General features: G+C 67.8%; 9 protein-coding genes. 4 read left to right on the top strand and 5 right to left on the bottom strand.

What is annotated here, in order from left to right; all coding sequences use genetic code 11:
- Positions 1-49 precede the first annotated feature (49 nt).
- Both ACGFU7_RS25760 and ACGFU7_RS25755 read right to left on the bottom strand, forming a co-directional pair.
- A complete protein-coding gene (locus ACGFU7_RS25760; protein WP_393698618.1) occupies positions 50-1129 on the bottom strand; it encodes a hydrogenase expression protein HypE in 1080 nt (359 codons plus the stop codon).
- A gap of 48 nt (positions 1130-1177) precedes the next feature.
- A complete protein-coding gene (locus tag ACGFU7_RS25755) occupies positions 1178-2992 on the bottom strand; it encodes an enoyl-CoA hydratase-related protein (RefSeq protein WP_393698616.1) in 1815 nt (604 codons plus the stop codon).
- A 591-nt stretch (positions 2993-3583) separates the two neighbouring features.
- On the opposite strand from ACGFU7_RS25755, the gene ACGFU7_RS25750 reads away from it, so the two are divergent.
- Both ACGFU7_RS25750 and ACGFU7_RS25745 read left to right on the top strand, forming a co-directional pair.
- Positions 3584-5614 carry a transglycosylase domain-containing protein gene (locus tag ACGFU7_RS25750; protein WP_393698614.1) on the top strand — a complete coding sequence of 677 codons (2031 nt, stop codon included), beginning with the start codon at positions 3584-3586 and terminating at the stop codon, positions 5612-5614.
- Positions 5615-5658: 44 nt separating this feature from the next.
- Positions 5659-6915, top strand: a complete 1257-nt coding sequence (locus ACGFU7_RS25745) for a hypothetical protein (protein WP_393698612.1) — start codon at positions 5659-5661, stop codon at positions 6913-6915.
- A 55-nt stretch (positions 6916-6970) separates the two neighbouring features.
- On the opposite strand, the gene ACGFU7_RS25740 is transcribed toward ACGFU7_RS25745, so the two are convergent.
- From ACGFU7_RS25740 to ACGFU7_RS25730, 3 genes are read right to left on the bottom strand one after another with little or no spacing between them, the layout of a single operon-like run.
- Complete coding sequence (locus ACGFU7_RS25740) at positions 6971-8008, bottom strand: ABC transporter substrate-binding protein (RefSeq protein ID WP_393698610.1); 1038 nt, start codon at positions 8006-8008, stop codon at positions 6971-6973.
- A 52-nt stretch (positions 8009-8060) separates the two neighbouring features.
- Positions 8061-8924 (bottom strand): ABC transporter permease, encoded by an 864-nt coding sequence (locus tag ACGFU7_RS25735; RefSeq protein WP_393698608.1) that lies wholly within the window; start codon positions 8922-8924, stop codon positions 8061-8063.
- Positions 8914-9729, bottom strand: a complete 816-nt coding sequence (locus ACGFU7_RS25730; protein WP_393698607.1) for an ABC transporter ATP-binding protein — start codon at positions 9727-9729, stop codon at positions 8914-8916. Before ACGFU7_RS25730 ends, ACGFU7_RS25735 begins: the two co-directional genes overlap by 11 nt.
- A 219-nt stretch (positions 9730-9948) precedes the next feature.
- Between ACGFU7_RS25730 and ACGFU7_RS25725 the strand changes: the two genes are divergently transcribed.
- Together ACGFU7_RS25725 and ACGFU7_RS25720 are read left to right on the top strand one after the other, a co-directional pair.
- Positions 9949-11547, top strand: coding sequence for an ATP-binding protein (locus ACGFU7_RS25725; RefSeq protein ID WP_393698605.1), 1599 nt, complete (start codon positions 9949-9951; stop codon positions 11545-11547).
- On the top strand, positions 11544-12242 hold the full coding sequence (locus ACGFU7_RS25720; protein ID WP_393698603.1) for a response regulator: 699 nt from the start codon (positions 11544-11546) through the stop codon (positions 12240-12242). Before ACGFU7_RS25725 ends, ACGFU7_RS25720 begins: the two co-directional genes overlap by 4 nt.
- The last annotated feature ends 99 nt before the right edge of the window (positions 12243-12341 follow it).

Here is a 12341-nt window from a genome sequence, read left to right as displayed (position 1 = left end):
TGGGGTCGTCACCGGAAGGTGTGGAGTGCGGTCGCTGTCCTGGGCGTGTTCACCACGGGGGCCGGTAGCCGGTGGTCAGCCGGTCCCCCTTGTGCCGCCACTTCGGCTCCTTGTCCACGGTCTTCGCCGTGATCGCCCGGAGCCTGCGGATCACCGCCCCGTACGCACCGCTGGCAGTGCTGGAGACCTTGGCGCCCGGTGGTTCGTCCATGAACGGCATGAACTTGTCGGGGAAACCCGGCATGGTGCAGGCGATACAGATACCGCCGACGTTCGGGCAGCCTCCGATGCCGTTCATCCAGCCGCGTTTGGGTACGTTGCACTTGACGACAGGGCCCCAGCAGCCGAGCTTGACCAGGCACTTGGGCGAGTCGTAGGTCTGGGCGAACTCGCCCTGTTCGTAGTAGCCGGCCCGGTCGCACCCCTCGTGCACGGTGGCGCCGAACAGCCAGGTCGGACGGAGCTTGTCGTCCAGTGGAATCATCGGAGCGGATCCCGCCGCCTGGTACAGCAGATACGTCAGGGTCTCCGAGAAGTTGTCCGGCTGGATCGGACAGCCCGGCACGCACACGATCGGGATTCCGGCCTTCGACTTCCAGTCCCAGCCGAGGTAGTCGGGCAGGCCCATGGCACCGGTCGGGTTGCCGGCCATCGCGTGAATGCCGCCGTACGTGGCGCAGGTCCCGATGGCGACGACCGCCAGGGCCTTGGGCGCCAGCCGGTCGATCCACTCGCTGGTGGTCATCGGCTGGCCGGTCTCCGGGTTGTCACCGAAGCCGCACCAGTAGCCCTCCGGCTTGATCGTCTCGTTCGGGATGGAACCCTCGACGACCAGGACGAAGGGGTCGATCTCGCCCCGCTCACCCTTGAAGAACCATTCGATGAACGTGTCCGCACCGCCCACGGGGCCACATTCGAAGTCGATCAGCGGCCAGTGGACCTCGATCTTGGGCAGACCGGGCAGCGCACCGGTCACGATCTCTTCGATGCTCGGCTGCATCGCGGCGGTCAGGGCCACCGAGTCGCCGTCACAGCTCAACCCCGCGTTGATCCAGAGGATATGGATCGGGGGCTCTTCTCCGGTGGCCGCAGCGGGTGCGTCCACGGTGTTCGACGTTGCTGCATCCATGAGGATGCCTCCCTGGAAAGAGACACACGAAGGCCGACATATCGACCTTCACTGTTCTTCGTAGCAAGCGCTGGGTGCGGGTGCGGCATGGTGCACCGCCAGTGCGGTGACGGCGGGCTCCCGGGCGGGCCGGTCCCCTGCGGATCTGCCGGTCGTGGCCGGGACGAGGTGTGACGGCCGGCCGGACGGGGGATCCTTGAGCACGAATGCACGCCGCAGTGCGTGGTAGGACGACCGTGGATCGAAGAAGGTCCGCCGCATCGCGGTCAGCTCCTCCTCCCGGTAGTCGGCCAGGGGCCTGTGGGCCTCGTCCCGCTCCCGTTCGGCCTTCTTCGCAGCGATCCGCGACAGTGCCACGGGCGACGCGGCAAGACGGGCGGCCGGCGAGACGACCTCGCCCGCGAACGACTGCGCATCGCAGTCGACCGTCCGGTCGGCGAGACCGAGCCGCACAGCGGCCTCGGCGCTCACCGGCAGCGCCTTGCCGGTGAGGTGCTCCGCGGCGGCGGCCCCCACCCTGCGCGGCAGCGTGTACGTCCAGTACTCGGAGCCGTACAGCCCCATCAGGCGGTAGTGCGGGTTCAGCACCGCCCCCGACCTGCACCAGACCTCGTCCGCGGCCAGGGCGAGCATCGCCCCGCCCGCGGCCGCGTTCCCGCCCACGGCGGAGACCACCAGCCGGTCGGTGGTGGTCAGCACGGCCTCCACGAGGTCGTCCATGGCGTTGATGTTGGCCCAGGACTCCTGGCCGGGGTCAGCAGCGGCCTCAATGACATTGAGGTGGATGCCATTGGAGAAGAAGTCCCGGCCTCCTCCCAGTACGAGCACCGACGTGGGCCGTCGACAGGCCAGCCGGTAGGCGTCGTGCAGGCGTCGGCACTGCGTCGTGCTCATCGCACCGCCGGGGAAGGAGAACGAGAGGAATCCGGCCTGACCCTCCTCGCGATAGCTGATGTCGCTCCAGTCACGCCTTCGCCCCTCCTCGTACAGCGGCGAAGGGTGCTCAGGCAGCGCGGGCAGACGCCCGGCGAGCGCCGTCACAGCGGGCAGCTTGAATGTGGCGGGTCCTCCCGGCCTGCGGCGGGGACGGAGCTCAGGGATCCATACCGCGCCGTCGGTCGTCGCCCGGCAGACGGCGCCTGCCCGTACGGCCACCAGCTCGCCCGGTCCGCCGCGCAGTTCGTATTCCGGGTGCCCCCCGTGCAGAAACCATTCGCCCCCGAGCAGTTCGTCGAGCACGCCGGGCCAGGAGTCGGCGGCGCGCAGCTTGCGGAGGACCGCTTGCGTGGAGTCCGACTCCCAGTCGATGCGACGGTGCTCCTGACGGAGGTACGGCCGCGTACGGATGCGCGACTCCTCATCTCCGCCGGTCTGCGGACGAGGTACGTACGTACCGGACGAGAAGCGCCCGACGGCGAGGTGCACGGCCTGCAACGCGGCGTCGGAAACTTCATTGCGGTACAGGTCGCTCTTGCCCACCGGAGGCACCGGAAAGGTGACCGACGCCCAGATGTCCCCGGCATCCATCTCCTCGTCGGCCTGAAGGACGGTCACACCCCAGGTGTCCGCACCCTCGTGGATGGCCCAGTCGAGGGAGGAAGGTCCGCGGTCGCCCGGCGGGCCGGGGTGGACGACGAGGCAGGTGTGCGCCGTCCACACGTCCCGGGGGATGGCAGTCTTCAGCAACGGGGCCAGAATGAGGTCGGGCGCGAACTCGCGCACGGCGCGCCGCAGCGACGCGTCGCGCGCGGACGCCTCCGGAGTCGCGAGTTCCACCGCTACGGCGTGGCCGCGGTCCCTCAGCTCAGCATGAACACGCTGAGTGAGGCTGTTGAACGCGCTCGCCACGAGCAGGATGTGCACGACGATCTCCCAACGCCGGGCAGATCCGGCTGGTTGCGATGGTGGGGCACTGCGGGCGGGGGTCCGCCGGCAACCGGCCGCGAAGTCACCCGAAAGCGAACGCATCGGCGACCACTCAGTGGAACCCCGGCACCGAGCCCCGTGCTCAGCGGATCGGAATGAACCAAGCAGCGACATGACGCAGAGCCGAGCTTTCGGTACGAGCCCAACTACGCCCCCGTACGGCCGGGCAGGGCCGGGAGGCATGCCCCGCCCCGGCGGCCTGTTATCTTTACGTGACTTCGCGACGCAACTCTCGGTCATGCTTTGGCCTTTGCTGCGGCGGAGTCGGCGAGGGGGGAGCTCGTGGCCACCCTCTGGGCGTTTCAGTCCGATCAGCAGCCGCACGGCCTGAACTGAACCTGGGGATGCACATGCCATACACCGGCCGAGACGAATGACTCTGCCGCCCGCCGAGCGCGGGCAGGCGTCCGCAGGGCCCTGGACAGGGCCGGCCGAGATGGCGCATGGCGGCGGACGAGCAATGACCACTACACGTGTACGGGCACGGTCGTAGTTCGCGGCCGGCCCGGCCTGTCATGGCTGGACGGAATGACACAGCACAACATATTCAGCAGAACGGCGCATGCCGCCCGGGCCGTGTTGGTCCCCGGGACGGGACGCCGGAAACAGGCGAAGCGGCCGCGCCTGCACCTGCCGCGCAAACCGGACTATCCACGCACAGGCCGGCGCGGCTGGCGAAGATGGGTGCCCTCGTGGCGCCTGGTCGTGGGCTCGTTCCTGATGTTCACCGCGACGCTCACGACCGTGGTGGGCATCGCCTATGCGCGTACGGACATCCCCAAGGACCTCAATGCGTTCGCCACCCAGCAGGACACCGTCTACTACTGGGCCGACGGCACTCCCATGGCCCGTACCGGCTGGGTGAGACGCCAGGAGATGCCCCTGTCGAAGATTCCCGACGATGTCCGATGGGCCGTACTGGCGGCCGAGAATGCCGACTTCTACTCGGACCACGGCATATCGACGCAGGGAATCACCCGTGCCCTGTGGCGCACGGTCGGCGAGGGAGACACCCAGGGCGGATCGACCATCACCCAGCAGTACGTCAAGAACGTCTACCTCTCGCAGGACCAGTCCTTCTCCCGCAAGTTCACCGAAATGCTGCTCGCGGTCAAACTCGACCGCCATGTGAGCAAGGACAAGATCCTTGAGGAATATCTGAACACCAGCTGGTTCGGCCGTGGCACCTACGGCCTCCAGCGCGCGGCCCAGGCCTACTACGGCAAAGAGGTCACCCAACTCAACGCAAGCGAGGGTGCGTTCCTCGCCTCCCTGCTCAAGGGGGCCTCGCTCTACGATCCCGCCATCAACCCGCACAACCGTGAGCGCGCCGTCGAACGATGGCAGTGGACGCTGGACCGCATGGTGAAGATCGGCAAGCTGAGCCCGGCCGAGCGTGCCCGGTACACCACCTTTCCCGAGCCGAAGCCCCCTCACAAGCCGAACAGCACGGCCGGGCAGGACGGTTACCTCGTCCAGCTCGCCGAGTCGTACGCCAAGCGTGCCGGGCACATCTCCGACGCACGCTTCGACCTCGGCGGCTACCAGATCTACACGACGTTCGAGAAGCCGCGGATGACCGCCCTCACCCGGGCCGTGAAGGATGCGCGCGACACACTCGATCCCGAGCAGCGCAAGGCCGACCGCCATGTCCGGTTCGGGGCCTCGTCCGTTGCCCCGGACGGCCGGATCCTCGCCGTGTACGGCGGACCGGACTTCGAGCGGCAGGCCTTCAATGAATCCAACGCGAGCACCGTCCCGGCCGGTTCGGCGTTCACGCCGTTCGTCTACGCCGCCGGCCTGGAGCACGGCGTCTCACGCAAGCGCAACGGCCCCCGGACCACCGTCACTCCCTCGACCGTGTACGACGGTGACGACGACATTCCGGTTATTACGCCCGAAGGCCCCTATTGGGACCGCAGCGGCAAGATGGTCAAGGGCCAGAACGACGGCGACCACTCCTACGGCCGCATCAGCCTGCACGACGCCATGGCGAAGGCCGTGAACTCCCCGTTCCTCCAACTCGGTATGGATGCGGGACTGAAGCAGGTCCGCAGTACGGCCGAGGCATCCGGGCTGCTCCCGTCCAGCTTCGGTCCACCCGTTCCCGCGTTCTTGATGGGCAACTCCACGCCGAGCGCCATCCGCATGGCCGACGCGTACGGCATGTTCGCGGCCCACGGCATGCACACCGATCCGTACTCGGTACGAAAGGTCACGCGCAACGGCGAGCCGGTCCGCCTGGATCTGCCGCAGGCGAAGCGCGCCGTGCGGCCCGCCGTCGCCGACGAGGTCACTGCATCGCTCGTACGGCCCGGCGGGGAGAGCGGCTCCGCCTTCGCCTCGCCGGTCGCCGCCAAGGCCGGAACCACCGAGGACGACACCGCGCGCTGGTACATCGGTTACAACCGGGCCGCGTCCACGGCCGTTGTCGTGTACCGCATGGACCTGACGAAGAGTCTGGCGCCACTGCCTCTGAAGGGGCTCGGCGGCTCGGCGGCCGGCAAGAAGCTCTCGTCCCAGATCTGGAACACATACACGGAAGCCATGACGAAGTGACAGATACCAGAGCAAAATTTGCCGTTCGCCGAATACGGGCCCGCTTGACGCCCCGTATCGTCCTGGGGCTCGCCGCATGTCTTGTGGCGTCGGGTTCCGCGGCGCTGATCCCGCTGGCGTCCGGCGATTCCTCTGACAGCCGGACCCCGCAGCAGGGCACGAGCACCGTCGCCGCGCCGACGCCCACCGCCCGGGAGCATCGCGGGGGCGACGGGAAGAAGACGGAAGAGGAGAAGTGGGACGGGAAGGTCAAGATTCTGGGGGACGGTTCCACGTCCTACACCGGGCCGCAGCCCGGCCAGTTGAAGGCCGAGCGACTCAAGCCGGGTGAGAAGCCGCCCCAGTTCGTGGTGTTCTCGTGGGACGGTGCGCTGGAGGGCGACGATCGCATGTTCTCACGCTTCCGCCGTGCGGCGAAGGAGAGCAATGCGCACATGACGTTCTTCCTCACCGGTATCTACCTGCTCCCGAAGGAGAAGAGGAACCTCTACGAGCCGCCCCAGCACAAGCCCGGAGCGGCTGCGATCTCGTACCCGACGCGCGAACACATCCGCATGACGCTGGAACAGCTCGGCGACGCCTGGCGGGAGGGCAACGAGATCGGGTCCCACTTCAACGGCCACTTCTGCGAGAAGAAGGGCGGCGGGGACTGGAGTACGGACGAGTGGATCAGCGAGATCAACCAGTTCTACTCCTTCGTGCAGAACTGGAAGACGAACACAGGCTTCAAGGATCTCGATCCGCTGCCTTTCGACCCCACCCGCGAGGTCGTCGGCGGGCGGGCCCCCTGTCTCGAAGGCCAGAAGACCCTTCTGCCGGCGACCAAGCCCTTCGGCTGGCGCTACGACGCGAGCTCCCCGGGCGACTTCCAGATCTGGCCGTCCAAGAAGAACGGCATCTGGGACCTTCCGCTGCAGATGCTTCCGTTCCCGGGCAAGGACTTCCAGGTGCTGTCCATGGACTTCAACTTCCTCTACAACCAGTCGGAAGGCAGCACCGAGGGCGACCCCGCGCAGTACCGGACGTGGCGCAAGGAGGCACGGGATTCCTACGTCGCCGGATTCGAGCGGGTGTTCAATGGCAGCCGGGCACCGCTGTTCATCGGAAATCACTTCGAGGACTGGAACGGCGGGATCTACATGGATGCCGCCGAGGAAACCATGCGAGAGGTCTGCCCACGCAAGGAGGTGCGCTGTGTGTCCTTCCGTGAACTGACCGACTGGCTCGACGCACAGGACCCCAAGGTCCTCGCCCAGTGGCGGACACTCGACCCCGCCCAGCCCCCGAACTGGAGGCAGTAGGCGGGGCATCGAGACGGGCGGGTCCGGTGTGCGCGGGCGCCGACGGCGCCCGCGGTCAGCTCGCCTTCTTGACGAACTCCGTGGTGTACGTCTTGGCGAGGTCCACCTTCGCGTCCTTCAGGTTCGGGTTGAAGGCCTTCAGGACCCGCTCGACGGTGGCGGGGCCGTCCGCGGGCATGACGCCGTCCGTGGTGAACATGGGCAGCGTGCTCTTGATCGCCTCCGCGTAGAGAGCCTTGCCGCCGCCCTGGGCGTAGTCGGCGGGCATCTTCGCGGCGATCTCGTCGGCGCTGTGCGTGGACATCCACTTCAGCGTCTTGACGAAGGCGTTGGCCAGCTTCTGGACGGTGGCCTTGTGGCTGTTGACCCACTCGGTCTGCATATAGAGGCTGGACGACGGGTAGAGCCCGCCGAGCGCCTGCTTGGAGCCCTCGGGCGTCCGCATGTCGATGAGGATCTTGCCGAGCTTCTTGTCCAGGATGGTGGCGACCGTCGGATCGGTGGTCATTCCGCCCTGGATGGAACCCTGCTGAAGGGCGGAGATGAACGTCTGCCCCGCTCCGACCGCCACGGGCGTGAATTCGCTGGTCTTCACATCGTTGCTCACCGCAAGATACTTCGTCAGGAAGTCGGTCGAGGAGCCGAGGCCCGTCACACCGAGCTTCTTGCCCTTGAAGTCCTTCGCCGACTTGACGTCCCCCGCCGCCTTGTTGGAGACGATCTCGACCTCGCCGGGAGCCTGGGAGAACTGGACGACCGACTCGACCTGCTTGCCCTTCACCTGAAGGTCGAGGGTGTGGTCGTAGAAGCCCACTGTGCCCTGGACGTCGCCGGAGACCAGGGCCGTCTCGGCCTGGACGCCCGCGGGCTCGGTCAGGAGCTGGACCGACACCCCCTCCTCCTTGAAGTAGCCGAGCCGTTCGGTCAGCATCGCGGGCAGGTAGATGACCTTGTCCAGGCCCCCGACCATGATCTTGACCTTGTCGTTCTTGTCACCGGAGGCCGAGGTGGAGTCGCCGCCACAGGCGGTGAGGGTGGTCAGGGCGAGTGCGCCGGCGACGGCGACGGCCGAGATCCGGGTAGATGTACGCATGTGATTCACGTCCTTGTGAAGAAACAGTCGGGTGTGCGGATGGCGGTGGGCGTCAGCGGGCGGTGTCGGCCTCGGCCGGCTTCCAGCGGAAGAGCCGCTTTTCGAGGAAGGTCAGCAGGCCTTCGGCCAGCAGCGCGACGACCGCGAGGATGACCATCGCGGCGTAGACACCGGCGGCGTTGAACGTGCCCTGAGAGGCGGCGACCAGCAGCCCGAGTCCCTTGGTGGCACCGATGTACTCACCGACGATGGCGCCGATGAGCGCGAAGCCGAAGCTCACATGCAGGCTGGTGAAGATCCACGACGTGGCCGAGGGGATGACCACCTGAAGGGTGACCTGGCGGTTGCTGGCGCCCAGGATGCGGGAGTTGGCGACGAGATTGCGGTCGACCTCCCTTGCGCCCTGGAAGGCGTTGAAGAAGACGGGGAAGAACACGAGGACGACCGCGGAGGCGACCTTCGAGGCCGGGCCGAGGCCGAACCAGATGAGGAAGATCGGGGCGAGCACGATACGCGGCAGGGCGTTGAGCACCTTGATGTACGGGCCGAGGACATCGGCGGCGAAGCGGACGCGGCCCAGCGCGATTCCGAGCAGCACACCGGCGATCACACCGATGACCCAGCCGAGCAGCGCTTCGTAGAGCGTGTACCAGATCTGCTCCCACAGGGAGCCCTGGGCGGTGCCGTCGACGACCCAGGTGCGGATCTGGTCCCAGATCTTCGACGGCATGGAGAAGTTGAACGGATCGATGACTGCGGTCCGGGCCAGCCACTCCCACAGCCCGATGACCACGAAGAGCAGTGCGATCCGGCTTCCGAGCACGAGGAACCTGCGGTTGCGGGTGGCGCGCGCTCTGGCCTGGGTCCGCTCGGTCTTGGTGACGGCGGCGCTCGCGGTGATGGAGTCAGGCGACATTGAGCGCACCCCTCTCGCGGGTGATGCGGACCTCTTCGCCGAGCGAGGACCAGATCTCCCGGTAGATCTCAAGGAACCGGGGCTCCAGACGCACCTGTTCGACCTTGCGCGGGCGGGGCAGATCGATCTCGAAGACCTCCTTGACGGTGGCCGGTCCCGCGGTCATGACCACGACTTTGTCGGCCAGCGCGATGGACTCCTCCAGGTCATGGGTGACGAAGACGACGGAGGCGCCGGTCCCGGCCCACAACTCCAGCAGTTCGTCCGACATCAGGGCCCGGGTCTGCACATCAAGTGCGGAGAAGGGCTCGTCCATGAGCAGGATCTCGGGATCGTTGACGAACGTGGCCGCGAGTGCGACACGCTTGCGCTGACCGCCGGACAGTTGGTGGGGATAGCGGTCCTCGAAAGAGGACAGGCCGACCCGGGCGAGCCACTCCCGGGCGCGTTCCTTCGCCTCGGGCTTCGCCACGCCCCGGAAGCGGGGGCCTGCCATCACGTTGGACAGCACGGTGCGCCAGGGGAAGACCGCATCCTGCTGGAAGACGAAGCCGACCTTGTCGCCGATGCCTCGCACCGGCTCACCGGCGACCAGCACCTCGCCCTCGGTGGGCTCCTCCAGGCCGCTGACCAGTGTCAGTGTTGTCGATTTGCCGCATCCGGTAGGTCCCACCACGGCAACGAACTCGCCGCGCCCGATCGTGAGGTCCAGATCCCGTACGGCGGTGTGGAGCGCCCCCGACGGAGTCCGGAACGCTTTGCTCGCCCCCCGCAGCTCGATGGCGGGGCTCGTTTCGCTGTTCATGGAGCGGGACGCTAAGTGCGGCCCGGGGACGTGGGCACCCTTGCGCTCACAACTCCTGCTTCTGCTCATAACCCGCGGTTCTGCTCGTTCTGCTCACGCTGCGGCAACGAATGCGCCACGAGGACTGGTCATTGGCGACGGTGACGTTTACGTTGCGTTCACACACGCACGAAGCGGAGCATCAGGTTCCTGGCTGGCGGAAGGCAGAGGTCGAAGCACATGCGGATTCACTGGCCCCGCCGTGTCTTCGCCCAGGTGCTCCTCACTCAGGTGGCCATCACCACCGGCGTGATCATGCTGGTCACCGGGCTCTTCCTCGCGCCCCTCAGCCACCAGCTCGACGACCAGGCGATGCATCAGGCGTTGTCCATCGCCCAGACCGCCGCCGCCGAACCCGGCCTGGTGCACAACCTGACAAGCACCGACCCCAGCCCCACCGGACCGGTGCAGGCCGAGGCGGAGCGGATCCGGCGGGCGACCGGAGCGCTCTACATCGTGGTCATGGACACCCGCGGGGTGCGCTGGTCGCACACCGACACCGCACAGATCAGCAGACACGTCTCGACCGATCCCAGCACCGCTCTGGGCGGCCGGGAGATCATGCAGATCGACAACGGAACCCTGGGCCGCTCGGCACGCGCGAAGGTCCCCCTGCGCGACAGGGACGGGACCATCGTGGGTGCCGTCTCGGTGGGCATCGCCTACGACAGCGTCCATGAGCGGCTGCTCGGCGCCATTCCCGGTCTGCTGCTCTACTCCGGAGCGGCGCTCGCCGCGGGCGTGCTGGCCGCCCTGGCCGTCTCGCGGCGGCTGCAGCGCAGCACCCATGGACTTGCCTTCGCGGACATCTCCGCCCTGCTGGACGAGCGCGAGGCCATGCTGCACAGCATTCGCGAGGCCGTTCTCGCCCTCGACGCCCGGGGCCGGATCCGGTTGCTCAACGACGAGGCGCAGCGTCTGCTGGAGCTGGACCAGAACGCCGTCGGACGGGCGCTGGGCGAGGTGCTGCCGCCGGGCCGTACGACGGAGGTGCTGGCGGGACGGGTCGACGGCGACAACCTGATCACCGTCTGCAATGGACGCGTGCTGATCGCCAACCGCATGCCCACCGGCGACGGCGGAGCCGTCGTCACCCTGCGCGACCGTACCGAGCTGGAGCTGCTCGGACGTGAACTGGACTCCACGCACGGACTGCTGGACGCGCTGCGCGCCCAGGACCACGAGCACGCCAACCGGCTGCACACCCTGCTCGGGCTGCTGGAACTCGGAAGGCACGATGCCGCGGTGGAGTTCGTCGCGGAGGTGGCCAACGGTCACCGGGCATCGGCGGAGCAGGTCGCGGAGCGCGTCAACGATCCGCTGCTGTCGGCGCTGTTGGTGGGCAAGTCTGCCATCGCGGCGGAGCGGGGCGCGTCCTTGCGCATCTCTGCGGCCACCCGGCTCCCGGACGTGGTGGTGGACCCGCGCGATCTGGTGACAGTCCTCGGCAACCTCATCGACAACGCGCTGGACGTCGCCTCGTTCATCGAGGTCGAGCTTCTCGCCGAGGGCACCACCGCGGTCCTGCGGGTCAGCGACAACGGTCCCGGGGTGCCTCCCGGCATGCGCGAGCAGATCTTCACCGAGGGCTGGTCCACCAAGGAGTCCCCCGCGCATCGCGGACGCGGTCTGGGTCTGGCGCTGGTGCGCCGACTGGCCGAGCGCTACGGTGGCGCGGCCCGCGTCACGGCCCGGGCCGGCGGTGGCGCGGTCTTCACCGTCGTCCTGCCCGAGGCACTCAGCATCCGGCCGCTGTCCGAAGTGGGAGAGTTGCGATGATCGATGTCCTGGTGGTGGACGACGACTTCCGCGTTGCCGAGATCAACGCCGCTTATGTGGCCAAGGTCCCCGGCTTCCGTGTCATCTCCCGTGCGCACACTGCCGCGCAGGCGCTCGCCTTCCTGGAGCGCGAACATGTCGATCTCGTTCTTCTCGATCACTATCTTCCGGACGAGACGGGGCTGACACTGGTACGGCGGCTGCGCCAGCTCGGCCACCCGGCCGATGTGATCATGGTGACCGCGGCCCGTGATGTGTCGACCGTCCAGACCGCCATGCGGTACGGCGCCCTGCAGTACCTGGTCAAGCCGTTCAGCTTCGCCGGTCTGCGGTCCAAGCTGGAGAGTTACGCGGTCCTGCGCCGCACCCTCGAAGGCGTGGGCGGCGGCCACGGCGAGGCGGGGCAGGAGCAGGTCGACCAGATCTTCGGCGCCCTTCGCACCGCGGACTCCGGCCCCGCGGCGGCCCTGCCCAAGGGCCACTCCGCGCCCACGGCCGACGTCATCCGCCATGTCCTGTCGGCCGCCGACGAACCACTGTCCGCCCATGAGGTCGCCACCCGGGCCGGCCTGAGCCGCTCCACCGCCCAGCGATATCTCAAGTACCTGGAGGGCGCGGGCCGCATCAGCCTCAGCCTCAAGTACGGCGACACCGGCCGGCCCGAGCACCGTTACGCATGGGCGAAGGCGAGCTGAGCCCCTTGCTGAACGGAGCCGGACTGGTAGCGTTCGTCCATATCGTCCCAGCCGACCGGTGCGCCATCCGATGCGACAAGGGCTGATGCATGAACCGAG

Source organism: Streptomyces sp. NPDC048473, from assembly GCF_043200155.1.
GTDB lineage: Bacteria > Actinomycetota > Actinomycetes > Streptomycetales > Streptomycetaceae > Streptomyces.
Note: the sequence above shows the minus strand (reverse complement) of the source record. Positions and strands in the feature narration are given on the sequence as shown.

Excerpts from the sequence above, each read along its gene's own strand:
- ACGFU7_RS25760 (WP_393698618.1), bottom strand. The coding sequence starts at position 1,129 with ATGGATGCAGCAACGTCGAACACCGTGGACGCACCCGCTGCGGCCACC.
- ACGFU7_RS25750 (WP_393698614.1), top strand. The coding sequence starts at position 3,584 with ATGACACAGCACAACATATTCAGCAGAACGGCGCATGCCGCCCGGGCC.
- ACGFU7_RS25740 (WP_393698610.1), bottom strand. The coding sequence starts at position 8,008 with ATGCGTACATCTACCCGGATCTCGGCCGTCGCCGTCGCCGGCGCACTC.
- ACGFU7_RS25735 (WP_393698608.1), bottom strand. The coding sequence starts at position 8,924 with ATGTCGCCTGACTCCATCACCGCGAGCGCCGCCGTCACCAAGACCGAG.
- ACGFU7_RS25730 (WP_393698607.1), bottom strand. The coding sequence starts at position 9,729 with ATGAACAGCGAAACGAGCCCCGCCATCGAGCTGCGGGGGGCGAGCAAA.
- ACGFU7_RS25725 (WP_393698605.1), top strand. The coding sequence starts at position 9,949 with ATGCGGATTCACTGGCCCCGCCGTGTCTTCGCCCAGGTGCTCCTCACT.
- ACGFU7_RS25720 (WP_393698603.1), top strand. The coding sequence starts at position 11,544 with ATGATCGATGTCCTGGTGGTGGACGACGACTTCCGCGTTGCCGAGATC.